This is a genomic window from Agrobacterium sp. CG160-95 (genome assembly GCF_053521725.1).
On the sequence record NZ_JBNWDU010000002.1, the window covers coordinates 759473 to 774240 of the forward strand.

The 14768-nt window shown below is 59.4% G+C and carries 14 protein-coding genes; 9 read left to right on the forward strand and 5 right to left on the reverse strand.

Annotation, left to right across the window (positions count from 1 at the left end):
• The first annotated feature begins 113 nt into the window (after positions 1–113).
• The 9 genes from aztA to ACQZ63_RS10120 all read left to right on the forward strand — a co-directional run bounded on the left by aztA (position 114) and on the right by ACQZ63_RS10120 (position 9396).
• Entirely contained in the window at positions 114–929 is an 816-nt protein-coding gene (gene aztA, locus ACQZ63_RS10080; RefSeq protein WP_038493871.1) for a zinc ABC transporter ATP-binding protein AztA, read from the forward strand.
• Entirely contained in the window at positions 922–1788 is an 867-nt protein-coding gene (gene aztB, locus ACQZ63_RS10085) for a zinc ABC transporter permease AztB (protein ID WP_029658870.1), read from the forward strand. The genes aztA and aztB overlap by 8 nt, the downstream gene beginning before the upstream one ends.
• A gap of 30 nt (positions 1789–1818) precedes the next feature.
• Positions 1819–2802 carry a zinc ABC transporter substrate-binding protein AztC gene (aztC, locus tag ACQZ63_RS10090; protein ID WP_113555725.1) on the forward strand — a complete coding sequence of 328 codons (984 nt, stop codon included), beginning with the start codon at positions 1819–1821 and terminating at the stop codon, positions 2800–2802.
• 423 nt (positions 2803–3225) lie between these two features.
• The gene (locus ACQZ63_RS10095) at positions 3226–3918 is read left to right on the forward strand and encodes a FadR/GntR family transcriptional regulator (protein ID WP_003510624.1); all 693 of its coding nucleotides are present in this window, start codon (positions 3226–3228) and stop codon (positions 3916–3918) included.
• Positions 3915–5087, forward strand: coding sequence for a PLP-dependent transferase (locus ACQZ63_RS10100; protein ID WP_113555726.1), 1173 nt, complete (start codon positions 3915–3917; stop codon positions 5085–5087). The genes ACQZ63_RS10095 and ACQZ63_RS10100 overlap by 4 nt, the downstream gene beginning before the upstream one ends.
• 37 nt (positions 5088–5124) lie before the next feature.
• The gene (locus ACQZ63_RS10105) at positions 5125–6384 is read left to right on the forward strand and encodes an ABC transporter substrate-binding protein (protein ID WP_003510621.1); all 1260 of its coding nucleotides are present in this window, start codon (positions 5125–5127) and stop codon (positions 6382–6384) included.
• A 152-nt stretch (positions 6385–6536) separates the two neighbouring features.
• A complete protein-coding gene (locus ACQZ63_RS10110; protein WP_003510618.1) occupies positions 6537–7481 on the forward strand; it encodes a carbohydrate ABC transporter permease in 945 nt (314 codons plus the stop codon).
• Positions 7482–7484: 3 nt separating this feature from the next.
• Positions 7485–8315 carry a carbohydrate ABC transporter permease gene (locus tag ACQZ63_RS10115; protein WP_003510396.1) on the forward strand — a complete coding sequence of 277 codons (831 nt, stop codon included), beginning with the start codon at positions 7485–7487 and terminating at the stop codon, positions 8313–8315.
• 4 nt (positions 8316–8319) lie between these two features.
• Entirely contained in the window at positions 8320–9396 is a 1077-nt protein-coding gene (locus ACQZ63_RS10120; protein ID WP_025595914.1) for an ABC transporter ATP-binding protein, read from the forward strand.
• 10 nt (positions 9397–9406) lie between these two features.
• Here ACQZ63_RS10120 and ACQZ63_RS10125 read toward each other — a convergent pair whose 3' ends face one another.
• The 5 genes from ACQZ63_RS10125 to ACQZ63_RS10145 all read right to left on the reverse strand — a co-directional run bounded on the left by ACQZ63_RS10125 (position 9407) and on the right by ACQZ63_RS10145 (position 14480).
• A complete protein-coding gene (locus tag ACQZ63_RS10125) occupies positions 9407–10405 on the reverse strand; it encodes an ABC transporter ATP-binding protein (protein ID WP_448799128.1) in 999 nt (332 codons plus the stop codon).
• A 12-nt stretch (positions 10406–10417) separates the two neighbouring features.
• Entirely contained in the window at positions 10418–11242 is an 825-nt protein-coding gene (locus ACQZ63_RS10130) for a carbohydrate ABC transporter permease (RefSeq protein WP_003510506.1), read from the reverse strand.
• Positions 11243–11254: 12 nt separating this feature from the next.
• Positions 11255–12127, reverse strand: coding sequence for a carbohydrate ABC transporter permease (locus ACQZ63_RS10135; RefSeq protein ID WP_013761441.1), 873 nt, complete (start codon positions 12125–12127; stop codon positions 11255–11257).
• 71 nt (positions 12128–12198) lie between these two features.
• Positions 12199–13476 carry a D-tagatose-bisphosphate aldolase, class II, non-catalytic subunit gene (locus tag ACQZ63_RS10140; protein WP_038493857.1) on the reverse strand — a complete coding sequence of 426 codons (1278 nt, stop codon included), beginning with the start codon at positions 13474–13476 and terminating at the stop codon, positions 12199–12201.
• Positions 13473–14480, reverse strand: a complete 1008-nt coding sequence (locus ACQZ63_RS10145) for a tagatose kinase (RefSeq protein WP_162691763.1) — start codon at positions 14478–14480, stop codon at positions 13473–13475. Before ACQZ63_RS10145 ends, ACQZ63_RS10140 begins: the two co-directional genes overlap by 4 nt.
• Between the last annotated feature and the right edge of the window lie 288 nt (positions 14481–14768).

The window sequence follows — 14768 nt, forward strand, 5'->3', positions numbered from 1 at the left end:
ATGGAGCCTACCTTTCCGATAGTTAATGTTATTTCATTACATATTTGTTTGACGAATGTAATAACATTACATATGAGGGGGTCATCAAATGACATCATGCCCCGGAGGGATCGATGAACGATCCGTGCCTTGCCTTTAAAAATCTGACACTCGGATATGCCGGCCGCGCGGCGGTGCATCATCTGGATGGCGATATTGCCAAAGGGTCGCTCACGGCGGTGATCGGCGCCAATGGGTCGGGAAAATCGACGCTGATGAAGGGCATCGCCGGCATTTTGAAGCCACTTGGCGGTGAATGCCGGGTTACTCCAGGCGTTTCCGTCGCCTATCTACCGCAGCAGTCTGAACTCGACCGTTCCTTTCCGGCACAGGTGCGCGATCTGGTCGCGCTTGGTCTCTGGCCCAAACGCGGCCTGCTCGCTCGCCATCGCCAGTCGGACCGGGCGGCCATGGCCCATGTGCTGGAAGCGGTCGGACTTTCCGGCTTTGAAAAACGCAATATCGATTCACTCTCCGGCGGCCAGATGCAGCGCGCCCTTTTTGCCCGCGCCATGTTGCAGGATGCGCAGCTGATTTTGCTGGATGAGCCCTTCAACGCTGTCGATGAGCGCACCGTCGCCGATCTAATGGTGCTGATCAAAGCATGGGTTGCCGAGGGGCGCACGGTTCTGGCCGTTCTTCATGACTACGAGCTGGTGCGTCAGCATTTTCCGCAAACGCTTCTGCTTGCCAGACGGTTGGTGGGCTTTGGCCCGACACGGGAGGTTCTAAGGCCCGAAATGATGCAGCAGGCACGACGGTTTCACGAGGCATGGGACGGCGACGCCCCATGGTGCGAACCCGCAGCAGCGACGGTGAACGCCGACCTGGCGGAAAAGCCGCAGGATTTCCACAAACACTCGCAGGCGCATTCGCATATCCATGTCTGATTTATTCATCGAGCCATTCATCCAGTATGTCTTCATGCAGCGTGCGCTTGCCGGTGCCTTGATCCTTGCTGTCAGTTGCGGGCCGGTCGGGGTGTTTCTGATGCTGCGCCGCATGAGCCTGACGGGTGATGCCATGTCGCACGCCATTTTGCCGGGGGCGGCGGTGGGCTTTCTGTTTTACGGGTTGGAGATTTTGCCGATGACCATCGGCGGGCTGGTCGTCGGTCTTCTGGTGGCACTGGGTGCCGGTGCGGTTTCGCGCTTCACCATCCAGAAGGAGGACGCCTCGCTTGCAGCCTTTTACCTCATTTCTCTGGCACTCGGCGTGCTGCTCGTCTCCTGGCGCGGCTCCAGTGTCGATCTCATGCATGTGCTTTTCGGCACGGTGCTGGCACTGAACAATGAAGCGCTCGGCCTCATCGGCGGTATCTGTGTCGTCACACTGACGGTGATGATGGTTTTCTGGCGCGCGCTGCTGGCGGAATGCCTCGATCCCCTGTTTCTGCGCTCGGTCAGCAACTGGGGGAGCCCCGTGCACTTCCTCTTCCTCGCCATCGTCGTCCTCAATCTGGTCGGCGGGTTTCAGGCGCTCGGAACCCTGCTTTCGGTTGGCCTGATGATGCTGCCCGCTGCCGCCAGCCGCTTCTGGTCCAATCGCGTCGCGCCAATGTGCTTCATCTCGATCGGCATCGGCATGGTCTCGTGTTTTGCAGGCCTGCTTCTGTCCTATCACGCGTCGCTGCCATCAGGTCCGGCGATCATCCTGTCCGCAGGCGTCATCTATGTCCTGTCCATCGTCGTCGGCACACGCGGTGTGCTTCGCGATCTTCTCGGTTCCGGTCGTCACAGAACGGCCTGAAAACAGCGTTTGAAAAAAGGAGAACCCTTCATGTTCCAAACCCTACGTCTTGCTACCTGCGTAAGCCTTCTCTCCCTTTCCCCAGTCCTGATGGCGCAGGCTTCTGCGGCTGAACTCAAGGTCGTGGCCAGCTTCTCGATCATTGCCGACTTCGCGAAGAATGTCGGCGGCAACCGCGTCGAAATCACCACGATCGTCGGACCTGACGGCGACGCGCATGTTTACGAGCCGCGCCCGGCCGATGCCGTTGCCGTCAGCAAGGCGGATGTTGTGCTGGTGAACGGCCTTGCATTCGAAGGCTTCCTGAAGCGGCTGATCGATACCAGCGGCACAAAGGCGCCGGTGGTGGAGCTGACAAAGGGCGTGAAACCCCTCAGGATTTCCGACGAGCCAGCCGGTCACGCACATCCGGAAGCCGAGGAAGAGGCGGGTCACGACCACAAGGCAGAGGAAGCGCATGACCATGAGGGACACAATCACGGTGAATTCGATCCGCATGCCTGGCAGTCAATCAAGAATGCGGAAATATACGTGAAGAACATCGCTGGCGCATTTTGCGAGGTCGACAAGGCCGGTTGCGCAACTTACACCGCCAATTCACAGGCCTATATCGCCAAGCTCGCGGCTTTGAACGAGAAGGTGAAGACCGAGATCGCCGCCATTCCGCCGGAAAAACGCAACATCATCACCTCACATGATGCCTTCGGTTATTTCGAGCATGCCTATGGTCTCGAATTCCTGGCGCCGGAAGGTATCTCGACGGATTCCGAAGCGTCTGCCGCCGACGTCGCCAAGCTGGTGGATCAGATCAAGCACGACAAGGCTTCGGCGATCTTCGTCGAAAACATCACCGACAAGCGGTTGATGGACCAGATTGCCAAGGAAACCGGCCTGAAAGTTGGCGGAACGCTTTATTCCGACGCGCTCTCGACAGCCGACGGCCCGGCCGCAACCTATATCGATATGGTCAACCACAACATCGATACCATCAAGTCGGCCGTGCTTAGCCAGTAAGAAGACAAAACGGGCGAGGGTGGCACCAGCCACCCTCAGACACCTGACTAACGTATCCCCACACTCGATGTCATCCTCAGGCCCATTCCGAGGATCCAGTCACGTATCGTAAAATCAATAGCTGGCAGATGCTCGCGATAGGCCCGAGCACGACGGAGGAGAAGTTTTTTCCTTCTGTCCTAGGCCCTACGGTCGATTGTGCCGTCTCGCAAATTTTGCCCAGCCGGTAAGCCTTCTCCAGCGTTACCAACGCCCAAATCTCTAATTTCCTTCTATTTTTCCCCGAATACGCGGTTCAACAGGGATGTGATCTCCCTGTTTAGGCTGCTTGCGTTCCCCGTTGACAATCGATCAGCCGTTTGAAATGGTAAGATGTCAGACCAATTCAAAGGGTAAGTCTTGGATAGATCCAGCCGCGAACTGATGCAGCCTATTCCACCCAGCGACCGTGTGCGCCAAGTCGAGGCGGCACTCTCCGATTACGTCGAGAGGGCGGGACTGAAGGCTGGAGATCGGTTGCCGGCCGAGCGAGAGCTGATGGTGGCGCTGGGTGTCGGCCGTTCCACCATTCGCGAGGTCATCCGTAAGTTTCAGGCGCTGGGCGTTATCGACAGCCGCAAGGGCAGCGGCAATTATCTGCTTAAGCCGATTTCCGCCGCAACCGTGCATATGCCTATCTCCATCGATGCCGAAAGCCTGCGCGATGCGTTGTTGATGACGTTGGAAGTCCGGCGTGGCATCGAGGTTGAGGCCTCGATGGCTGCGGCGCGCCGGCGCACGGTGGAGGATATCGCCACGATGGAAGCGCGGCTCGATGAGATGGAGCGGGTGCATCTGGCTGAAGGCACGTCCGGCAAGGCCGACCTTGCCTTCCACCTCTCCATCTATGACGCCACGCATAATTCGCTGTTCAAGCAGCTGCTCGAGCAGATGCGCGAAGGTTTCGAACGTTTCTGGCTGAAGCCTTTCGACCGGCCGGACTTTGCAAGCCGCTCCTTCCCCTTTCACCGCACGCTGTTCAACGCCATCGCCGCCGGCGATGCGGAGACCGCCCGTGAAGAAACACTGAAAATCCTCGCTGTCGTCGAGGAGGATATCAAGGACATGTCGAAATGAACCAAGGCAACGATCTCTTCGATCCCGCCTCCCTGATCGTCGCCCATGACGAGACCCACGCTTTCGAAGCTGTGGTGCCGCCCCTTGTGCAGACTTCGCTTTTCACCTTTTCCAGCTACGACGAAATGGTTTCCACCTATCGCGGCGAAAAGGTGCGGCCGGTCTATACGCGAGGGCTCAACCCGACCGTCAGGATGTTTGAGGAAATGCTGGCAAAGCTTGAGGGCGCGGAAGATGCGCTTGGCTTCGCCAGCGGCATGTCGGCCATTTCCTCCACCGTTCTCTCCTTCGTTTCGCCGGGTGACCGCATCGTCGCGGTGCGCCATGTCTATCCCGATGCGTTTCGCCTGTTTGGCACCTTCATGAAGCGCATGAATGTCGAGGTGGTCTATGTCGACGGCCGCGACGAGGCGGCGGTTGAAAGGGCTATGCCCGGCGCGAAGCTCTTCTACATGGAAAGCCCGACCAGCTGGGTGATGGAGGCCCATGATGTCGGTGCGCTCGCCGCGATCGGCAAGCGCCATGGCGCCGTCACCGTCATCGATAATTCCTGGGCAAGCCCTGTCTTCCAGCAGCCGATCTCGCTCGGTGTCGATCTCGTCGTGCATTCGGCGTCGAAGTATCTCGGCGGGCACAGCGATGTGGTCTCCGGCGTGGTTGCCGGTTCAAAGGCAATGATCGACCGCATTCGTGCAGAGACCTATCCCTATCTCGGTGGCAAGATGTCGCCCTTCGATGCGTGGTTGCTCATCCGCGGCTTGCGCACCCTGCCGCTGCGCATGAAGGCGCATCAGGCATCGGCGTTGGATATTGCCAGCCGCCTGCAGGCGCTCGATGTGGTGGAAAAGGTTTGCCATCCGGGATTGGCGAACCGCCTGCCGCCCGGCCTCAACGGTACGTCCGGCCTGTTTTCCTTCATTTTCAAGGAAGGGGTGGATGTGCGCGCTTTTGCCGACCGCCTCAAACTTTTCAAACTGGGTGTTTCCTGGGGTGGGCATGAAAGCCTGATCGTCCCGGGTGAAGTGGTGCTTGAACAGAAGGCGCAGCCAAACTCCGCCCACACGTTCGGCATCAGCGCGCGTTCCGTGCGCCTGCATGTCGGACTGGAGGGCACAGAAGCGCTCTGGAACGATCTCGAACCCGCGATCAAGGCGGCCTCGGCCGTCTGACGCGTCTTAAAACTGACGACAAAAAGGGGAGAACGACATGAAAAAACTGGTAGCAGCAGCAATCTTTACCGCCCTGATGACCGGAACGGCGCTGGCGGATACGACCTTGAAACTGGTCGAGGTCATTACAAGTCCCGAACGGACGGAAACGCTGAAGGGCATCGTCTCGAAGTTCGAAACTGCCAATCCCGGCACCAAGGTGGAGATCATCTCGCTGCCCTGGAGCGAGGCCTTCCAGAAATTCGCCACGATGGTCTCCGCCGGCGATGTGCCTGATGTCATGGAAATGCCTGACACCTGGCTTTCGCTTTATGCCAATAACGGCATGCTCGAAAGTCTCGAACCCTACCTCGCCAAATGGGAATACACCAAGGGTCTGAGTGAACGCACGCTGGAACTCGGCCGTGACGTGAAGAACACGGCCTATATGCTTCCCTACGGCTTTTATCTCCGGGCCATGTTCTACAACAAGAAACTGCTGGAACAGGCTGGCGTGAAGGAGCCGCCGAAGACGCTCGACGAATTCGCCGATGCCTCCAAGAAGGTCGCAGCACTTCCCGGCAAATACGGTTATTGCCTGCGTGGCGGGCCGGGCGGACTTAACGGCTGGGTCATGTTCGGCGCGTCCATGGCGGGATCGAACGAGTTCTTCACCAAGGACGGCACCTCCACCTTCGACAGCCCTGGCTGGGTGAAAGGCCTGACCTATGTGATCGATCTCTACAAGAACGGGTTGGCACCGAAAGACAGCGTCAACTGGGGCTTCAACGAGATCGTCGCGGGCTTTTATTCCGGCACCTGCGCCTTCCTCGATCAGGATCCGGACGCCCTTATCGCCATTGCCCAGCGCATGAAGCCGGAAGATTTCGGCGTCATGACCATGCCGAAGGGACCTGACGGCAAGACCTTCCCGACCATCGGTTTCGCCGGCTGGTCGATCATGTCGGCATCCGCCAACAAGGACCTCTCCTGGAAACTGGTCGAGACGCTGGAAGGGCCGGAAGGCAATATCGAGTGGAACAAGAAGACGGGTGCGCTGCCGGTGCACAAGTCGGCGGAGAAGGACCCCTTCTACGCCAGCGAGCAGTTCAAGGGCTGGTTCGACGAACTGGCGGACAAGAACGCCGTGCCGACGAAGATGCCGACCTATCTTGAGGAATTCGCATTCTTCAAGGATTCACTGGTTATCAAGACATCGCAGGAAGCGCTTCTTGGCGATATCTCACCGGAAGACCTCGCCAAGCAATGGGCTGACTATATGACAAAGGCGCAGCAGAAGTTCCTCGCCTCCAAATAAACCACACGGTTGGCCGCGCGAGGTTTGAACCCGCGCGGCCGTTCTTGCGGGCTGTCACAAACGGCAGGCCCCATTTCAAAACGTGCGGACCGGCTGGCCAGAAGCGTTAGAAAAACCTGTCCGCCCCGCCGTCCGATCAGGAGCGATCAATCATGTCCTATGCCCATGGCGCCGGACCCGTGGCCGCGCGCAACCGCGCCGGCAAGCCGGCAATGCAGCGTTTTGCCGACTGGGCCGAACCCTGGCTCTATAGTGCGCCGGTTCTCGTGCTCATTGTTGCCGTCATGCTGGTGCCGCTGGTGCTCGGCCTGTCCTATGCGTTTCGCGACGTGCAGCTGCTCAATCCTTTTTCCGGCGGTTTCGTTGGCTTGAAACATCTGGAGGCACTGTCGCAGGATGCGGCCTTTTACCGGGCGCTGAAAAATACGCTGTGGTGGACGGGGGCTTCGGTATTCCTGCAGTTTTTCTTTGGTCTCATTCTGGCGCTGCTGCTGGACAAGCCGTTCGCGGGCAGGGGGCTGGCCCAGGCGCTGGTGTTTCTGCCATGGGCCGTGCCAACCTTTCTTGCCGGTCTCAACTGGGCGTGGCTGTTCAATCCGGTCATAGGACCGTTGCCGCACTGGATGGTCTCGCTCGGGCTTCTCTCCGCGCCCAACAATATTCTTGCCGATCCGCAGCTTGCCATGTGGGGGCCGATCATCGCCAATGTCTGGTGGGGCATTCCTTTCTTCGCCATCACATTGCTTGCCGCACTTCAGGCGATCCCGCGTGATCTTTACGAGGCCGCTTCCATCGATGGAGCAAACCCGTTGCAGCGCTTCACCTCCATCACCCTCCCATTTCTCGCACCCACCATCGCCATCACCGTTTTGCTGCGCACCGTCTGGATCGCCAATTTTGCCGATCTCATCATCGTCATGACCAATGGCGGACCGGCAGACCGCACCCAGATCGTTGCGAGCTACATCTTCACGCAGGCCTTCCGGCGGCTTGATTTCGGTTATGCCTCGGCCATCGCGCTGGTACTTCTGGTGCTGCTTCTGGCCTATTCCATGCTCATCGTGCTCCTGCGCCAACGCCTTATCGAGAAGGACTGACCGATGACATCAAGGATATTCCTCACCCTTGCCCATCGCCTGGCGATCCTCGCCTATATCGTCTTTGCGCTGTTTCCGCTGTTCTGGCTGCTCAAGGTCTCGGTCACGCCGAATGACCTGCTTTATAGCGAAGGCGTGCGAATGTGGCCGTCGCACGCGACGCTCGATCATTATCGATATGTCATAGAAAACAGTGCCTTCCCGACATTTTTTAAGAACAGCGTCATCGTTGCCGGCTCCACGGCACTTGCCGTGACGGTGCTCTCGTCACTGTCCGGTTATGCGCTGTCGCGGTTCCGCTTCAAGGGCAAATACTGGATCGTGGCGCTGATGCTGATTACCCAGATGTTTCCGCTGGTCATGCTGGTCGCGCCGATCTTCAAGATGCTGTCGCCGCTCGGCCTCACCAACAGCCTGACGGGTCTCGTCATCGTCTACACCGCCTTCAACGTGCCGTTTGCCACTTTCCTCATGCAGTCATTCTTCGACGGTATTCCGAAGGATCTGGAAGAGGCGGCGATGATCGACGGGGCAAGCCGCTTCACGGCATTCCGCCAGATCATCCTGCCGCTGACATTGCCGGGCATCGCTGCGACGCTGGGCTTCGTCTTCACCGCCGCGTGGAGCGAGTTGCTGTTTGCGCTGATGCTGATTTCGGGCAACCAGAGCGCCACATTCCCGGTCGGGCTGTTGACCTTCGTTTCAAAATTTTCCGTCGATTTCGGGCAGATGATGGCGGCGGGTGTTCTGGCGCTCATTCCGGCCTGTCTCTTCTTCCTGCTCATTCAACGTTATCTCGTGCAGGGCCTGACGGCCGGCGCGGTGAAAGGATAATCCCATGGCTTCCATCGAGCTGAAGAATGTCGGCAAGACCTATGGCGACCTTGCGGTCCTGCACGGGGTCGATCTGAAGATCGAGGACGGCGAATTCATCGTCCTCGTCGGCCCTTCCGGCTGCGGAAAATCGACACTGCTGCGAATGATCGCCGGTCTGGAGGAGATTTCAGCGGGCGAATTGACCATCGACGGTGAGCGCGTCAACGACCGCAAGCCGAAGGACCGGGATATCGCCATGGTGTTCCAGTCCTATGCGCTTTATCCGCATATGAGCGTCGCCGACAATATGAGCTACAGCCTGCGCCTGCGCCGCAGCACCAAGGAAACAATCGCGGCGGCCGTTGCCGGTGCTTCGGCGAAACTCGGTCTCGATCCCTATCTGGCACGCCGTCCGAAGGCGCTTTCCGGCGGCCAGCGCCAACGCGTCGCCATGGGCCGGGCCATCGTGCGCCAGCCTAAGGCCTTTCTGTTCGATGAGCCACTCTCCAACCTCGATGCACGGCTTCGCGAGCAGATGCGGGCCGAAATCAAGCGCATGCATGCTGATCTTGGCGCTACCTCGGTTTATGTCACCCATGACCAGATCGAGGCGATGACGCTTGCATCCCGTATCGTCGCGATGAATGCCGGCCATGTGCAGCAGATCGGCGCACCGCTCGATCTCTACGATCGCCCAGCCAATCTGTTCGTCGCTGGTTTTATCGGTTCGCCGGGCATGAATTTTCTGGAAGGACGGCTCGGGCGGGAGAATGGCGGTAGTTTCGTCGTGCTCGGCGATGGCACACGCCTCGAACTCGGCCGCGACGTGAAGCTTGCCGATGGTGAGCCGGTCACACTCGGTATCCGGCCGGAACATGTCACCGTCTCGCCTGCGGATGGTGCTGTCGAGGCGACCGTCGATCTCGTCGAGCCGACGGGTCTCGGCATCATCCTGCACCTGACCGTGCATGGATTGCCCTTCAAGCTGTTTTCGTCTGATCGGGCGCTGTTGCAGCCGGGCAAGTCCATGCGGGTCGGTTTCCCGCAGGAACGGCTTCATGTTTTTGACCGAAACGGTGTCAGGATCGACGAGGCCTGAACTTAAGGCGTCATATCGCGATGCCCTTGTCATCGAACCTGTGGATTTTGGCATCATCTGGTGTGATGAAGACGGTATCGCTGTGTTTGCATTCGAATTCACCGTCGGTTCTGGCGGTGATGGGGCCGATGCCGGGGACGTCGAGGTGGAGGAAGGTGTCGGAGCCGAGATGCTCGGCGACCGTGACCTTGCCCTGCCACAGGCCGGTTTCTTTCGACAGCGTCAGGTGCTCGGGCCGCACGCCGGCGGTGGTCGCACCCTTTTGCCGGGCGTAATCGCCGGTCACCAGGTTCATGCGCGGCGAGCCGATGAAGCCGGCGACGAAGAGGTTGGCGGGCGAGCGGTAAAGCTCCATTGGTGAGCCGACCTGCTCGATATTGCCGCGGTTGAGGACCACGATCTTGTCGGCCATGGTCATGGCTTCCACCTGGTCGTGGGTGACGTAGATCATCGTCGTCTTCAGCGTGTTGTGCAGCTCGGAGATTTCCAGCCGCATGGTGCCGCGCAGCGCCGCATCGAGGTTGGAGAGCGGCTCGTCAAACAGGAACGCCTTCGGTTCGCGCACGATGGCGCGGCCGATGGCGACGCGTTGGCGCTGGCCGCCGGACAGTTGCGAGGGCCGGCGTTCGAGATAATCGGTGAGGTTGAGGATACGGGCGGCATCGTCGACCTTCTTGTCGATGACGGCCTTGTCGAGTTTGGCCATCTTCAGCGGGAAGGCGATGTTGTTCCTGACACTCATATGCGGATAGAGCGCATAGGACTGGAACACCATGGCAAGGCCGCGCTCGGCCGGGGCCTTTTCGGTGGCGTCGTTGCCGTCGATGACTATTCTGCCGCCGGAGACGTCTTCCAGCCCGGCAATCAGGCGCAGCAGCGTTGACTTGCCGCAGCCGGACGGGCCGACGAAGACGACGAACTCGCCGTCATGGATATCGAGATCGATCGACGGGATGACTTTTGCCTCGCCGAAGAGCTTGGACACGTTCTGAAGGGAAATGCTGCCCATTATTGTCGTTCCTTATTTCACGGCGCCAAAGGTGAGGCCACGCACGAGTTGTTTCTGCGAGAACCAGCCAATGACGAGAATGGGGGCGATCGCCATCATCGAGGCGGCCGAGAGCTTGGCCCAGAACAGCCCCTGCGGTGAGGAGAAGGAGGCGATGAAGGCCGTCAGCGGTGCCGCATTGGTGGTCGTCAGCCGGATGGTCCAGAAGGATTCGTTCCAGGCAAGAATGACGTTCAGGAGCAGCGTCGAGGCAATGCCCGGAACCGCCATTGGGGTCAGTACATGTACGATCTCGTTCCAGAGCGAGGCACCATCCATGCGGGCTGCCTCGAGGATCTCGCCGGGGATTTCGCGGAAGTAGGTATAAAGCATCCACACCACGATCGGCAGGTTGATGAAGGTGAGCATGACGGTCAGCCCAATGCGGGTATCGAGCAGGCCGGCATTGCGGAAGATCAGGTAGATCGGCACCAGCACCGCCACCCCCGGCATCATCTTGGTGGAGAGCATCCACATCAAAATGTCCTTGGTGCGTTTGGTCGGCGAGAATGCCATGGCCCAGGCGGCGGGAATGGCGATCATGAGCGCGATGATCGTCGAGCCGAGCGACAGCACGACCGAGTTCATGAACGGCTTGAAGTAATCGCGCTGGGTCTGCACGGTGATGTAGTTTTCGAGCGTGCCCGAGGGAATGAGGCTGAAGCCTGCGATCGCCTCCGGCTCGGTCTTGATCGAGGTGAGGAAGGCGTAAAGGATCGGGAAGAACAGCAGCAACGCCACGGCCCATGCCGCGATGGTGAAGCCGATCTTTGCGCGTGTCGTTGTCTTGCGGGCCATGATCGCTTCTCCTTAACGGTCGAGGTTCTTGCCGACGGCGCGCATCAGGAAGATGGCGACGATATTGGCGAGCACGACGGCGATGATGCCACCGGCCGATGCGCCGCCGACGTCGTAGCCCAGAAGCGCCGTGCGATAGATGAGGAAGGCAAGGTTGGTCGAGGCATAGCCGGGGCCGCCATTGGTGGTGACGAGGATTTCCGCGTAAACGCCGAGCAGGAAGATCGTCTGGATGAGGATGACGACGGTGATGGCGCGGGCAAGATGCGGCAGCGTCAGGTAGATGAAGCGGTTGATGAAGTTGGCGCCATCCATCTCGGCCGCTTCCTTCTGCTCGCCATCGAGCGACTGCAGGGCGGTGAGCAGGATCAGCGTTGCAAAGGGCAGCCATTGCCAGGCGACGATGATGATGATGGAGAGCAGCGGAAACTGCGCGAACCAGTCGACCGGCTGCAGGCCGAAGAAGCGCGACAGATCGGCAAGCACGCCGTAACCGGGATGCATGATCATGTTCTTCCACACCAGCGCCGCAACAGGCGGCATGACGAAGAAGGGCGAGATGATCATGATGCGCACGATGCCCTGACCGAAGATGTCCTGGTCAAGCAGAAGCGCAATCGCAATACCGCCGATGACGGTGATCAGAAGCACGCCGCCGACGATGGCAAGCGTGTTGAAGATCGACTGGAAGAAGGCCGGATCGGTGTAGAAATACTGGTAATTGAACAGGCCCGCGAAGCTGACATTGGCAGGGTTGAGGAGATTGTAGTTCTGGAACGAAAACCACAGCGTCATCGCCAGGGGCACGATCATCCACACCAGCAAAAGCAGCACCGAAGGCGCAAGCATAACCCGCGCCAGACCGCTCGTGTTTCGTGTTGCCATTGGTAGTCCCCTCCATGACCGATACCCGCAACGTCTCCGCCGGGGCATCCGAATTTAACTTGACGATTGTCTTAGCCGCGACCTTCGCCCGTCGCCGCATGGTAGGTTGCCAGCACCTGATCCACCGCGGCGATCAGAACCTCCTCCATATCCTTGCCTGCAACCGTGGCGAGCGGCAGCTCGCCGAGGTATTGGCGCAGCAGGGTTTCGGGAATTGTCTTCCCGTCAAGCGCCTTATGCAAGGCGGAAACGGCTGCGAGCGCCTCGGGCCTTGTCCAGTAATAGCGAATGCGGTCGCTGTAGCTGTAGTGACGCTGCAATCTGAGCGTGATGTCATCACCATGGTAATGACCCTGCCAGTCGCCGGGCGCGCCGAGCATCAGCTGTTCCATGGTCCGCGCCAGCGGCCGGTCGCCATAGTCGCCGACCATCTCGGATGCGATCATATCGAGAGCGTAGAGTGCTTCGCGGTAAGCGAAGGTCAGCCCCGGACCGACTTTCAGGATCGGATATCCGTCGCGCACAAGGGCGCCAAGCGCTGCTCTCGTTTGATAATCCGTCGAGTGTGCCTCAAAGACCAGTTGCGGTTCGCCGTCGAGTACGGCGCTGAGCGCCGTGGCCGCATCCGGATTGTAAGCGACGACATTGTCGCTGCCGAATTCCACGCCGGGCTGCACGACAAAGGCGATGACCCGTTCGAACGCATCGGAAAGACCGTGCTGCGCGAATATCTCACGGTGCAGGTCAATGGTCGTGCGCGCCGCCTGCGGCTCGGTGGGTGCCACCGTGTCGAGCACGTGATCGGCGCCGCCCGGCACCGGCACTTCGGTGCCGAGAATGTAAAGCGGTTTTGGCAGGCCCGCCTCGGCGGCTGCCTTTTCGGCGACAGCCGCGAGTTTTGCCGCGCGATTGGCAATGATCACGTCATCCAGTGCGGCCGGCTCACCGGCGCAGCCCATCGACGCATCCAGATGAATCTTGCGAAAACCGGCTGTGACATAGGCTTCGACCATGGTGGCTGCTTTTGTCAGCGCGTCCTCGGCTTTTTCCTTGCGCCAGGGATTGGGACCGAGATGATCACCGCCGAAAATCAGGAGCTCGCCGGGCAGTCCTTCTTCCTGCGCAATGCTGTTGACGAAGGTAACGAAGTCGCGCGGCGTCATGCCGGTATAACCGCCGAGATGATTGACCTGGTTGCAGGTGGCCTCGATCAGCACGGCTGTTTGACCGGCAGCGGCGCGGCGGATTGCGGCGCGCAGGACAACGGGGTGGGCAGAGCAGACCGAAGTGATGCCTGCCGGCTTGCCGGCACGGCGCGCGGCGGCGAGATTTTCCAGAATGGCGGTCATAGGACTTCCTCCGACAATAGCGCGGTCATGAAGGCGTCAAGTTCGGCAAGGCTGGCAGCGCCTTCCATGGGGCCGCGCTTTATGACGTTGTGCGCGCCGGATGCATTGGCATAGGCGAGCGCTCTTTCGGGATGCATGCCGAGGCGGCGGCAGGTGAGGTAAGTTGCGCCGAAACAGTCGCCGGCGCCGGTCGGATCAATTTCCGAGACCGTCAGTCCGGGGGCGTCGATGCGGCCATAGGCGCGGCTGAAGTGGCTGGCGCCTTGCGCGCCGCGCTTCAGCACGATCTCGCCGATACCGGAGGCGAGGAGCTTTTCTATCGCTGCGTCCTCGTCATCCAGACCGGAGGCAGCTTGAAGTTCTTCGCCGGAAGGCAGCAAAAGGTCGGTGACATCAAGGAGATCATCGATCAGCTTGCGGCCCTCGTTACCCTGCACCAGTTCCTTGCGGATGTTCGGATCGAAAGACACCGAGCCGCCGCGCGCCTTGACGCTTTTGATCGCCTCGAGAATGATCTCGCCGATACCGGCAATCGCAAACGCCGATCCCATGACGTGCACATGGCCCGCCTGTTCGATGAGAGCCTGCGCCTTATCAGTCATGTGCGTTTCGCGCGCTGCCGAATGGGCAATGTTGAAAACGAAATCCCGTGCGCCGTTTTCCCTGTAGCGGACAAAAGCACTGCCGGTCGGCCGGTCCGCAATGGTGGCGATGGCCGATATGTCCACGCCGTCACGGCGCAGCCGCTCGATGTTGAGGCGGCCGAAATCGTCATCGCCAACAGCCGCGATAATGCCGGCGCTGCCGCCGCAACGCGCGACCTGATCGATGAAAATGGCGGGCGCGCCGCTTGGAAAGGGGCCGATCAGCGTTTGCGGCTCGAGAAAGCCGTCGCCCACTGTCGTCGCCATGATTTCCACGAGGATTTCACCCGCCGTAATGGTCGGGCCTTTCGCGTGCGGCGCCAGTGCGGATACCTGCCTCATCGTCTCCTCCATATGCATTCGGCTCCCACCTTTCCGGTGGGTGCAAATCCCCGGCGTCCCGGCTCTGTTATTTTCCGGATATCAGTTAAAATTTACGCGCGTCAAGATATTTTTTGATGATACTTTTGTTGCGATGCAGCAAGTAAAGCTGATCATACAATTATTTTTGATGACATTATCGACTTTAAAACAGCGAGTTATAGCAATATATCCAAGAGTGCTCACGTCACAGTCTATTTTTGGATGTTGACAAATGGCGCGATTTTGCGAGATAAAAATTTACGCATGTATTGTTATGCGTGGACA

Bases quoted from the DNA above. Each gene is read 5' to 3' on its own strand.
- ACQZ63_RS10095 (WP_003510624.1), top strand. From the start codon at position 3,226: ATGCAGCCTATTCCACCCAGCGACCGTGTGCGCCAAGTCGAGGCGGCA.
- ACQZ63_RS10115 (WP_003510396.1), top strand. From the start codon at position 7,485: ATGACATCAAGGATATTCCTCACCCTTGCCCATCGCCTGGCGATCCTC.
- ACQZ63_RS10135 (WP_013761441.1), bottom strand. From the start codon at position 12,127: ATGGCAACACGAAACACGAGCGGTCTGGCGCGGGTTATGCTTGCGCCT.
- ACQZ63_RS10100 (WP_113555726.1), top strand. From the start codon at position 3,915: ATGAACCAAGGCAACGATCTCTTCGATCCCGCCTCCCTGATCGTCGCC.
- ACQZ63_RS10120 (WP_025595914.1), top strand. From the start codon at position 8,320: ATGGCTTCCATCGAGCTGAAGAATGTCGGCAAGACCTATGGCGACCTT.
- ACQZ63_RS10105 (WP_003510621.1), top strand. From the start codon at position 5,125: ATGAAAAAACTGGTAGCAGCAGCAATCTTTACCGCCCTGATGACCGGA.
- ACQZ63_RS10145 (WP_162691763.1), bottom strand. From the start codon at position 14,480: ATGCATATGGAGGAGACGATGAGGCAGGTATCCGCACTGGCGCCGCAC.
- ACQZ63_RS10110 (WP_003510618.1), top strand. From the start codon at position 6,537: ATGTCCTATGCCCATGGCGCCGGACCCGTGGCCGCGCGCAACCGCGCC.
- aztB (WP_029658870.1), top strand. From the start codon at position 922: ATGTCTGATTTATTCATCGAGCCATTCATCCAGTATGTCTTCATGCAG.
- ACQZ63_RS10130 (WP_003510506.1), bottom strand. From the start codon at position 11,242: ATGGCCCGCAAGACAACGACACGCGCAAAGATCGGCTTCACCATCGCG.
- aztC (WP_113555725.1), top strand. From the start codon at position 1,819: ATGTTCCAAACCCTACGTCTTGCTACCTGCGTAAGCCTTCTCTCCCTT.
- aztA (WP_038493871.1), top strand. From the start codon at position 114: ATGAACGATCCGTGCCTTGCCTTTAAAAATCTGACACTCGGATATGCC.
- ACQZ63_RS10125 (WP_448799128.1), bottom strand. From the start codon at position 10,405: ATGGGCAGCATTTCCCTTCAGAACGTGTCCAAGCTCTTCGGCGAGGCA.
- ACQZ63_RS10140 (WP_038493857.1), bottom strand. From the start codon at position 13,476: ATGACCGCCATTCTGGAAAATCTCGCCGCCGCGCGCCGTGCCGGCAAG.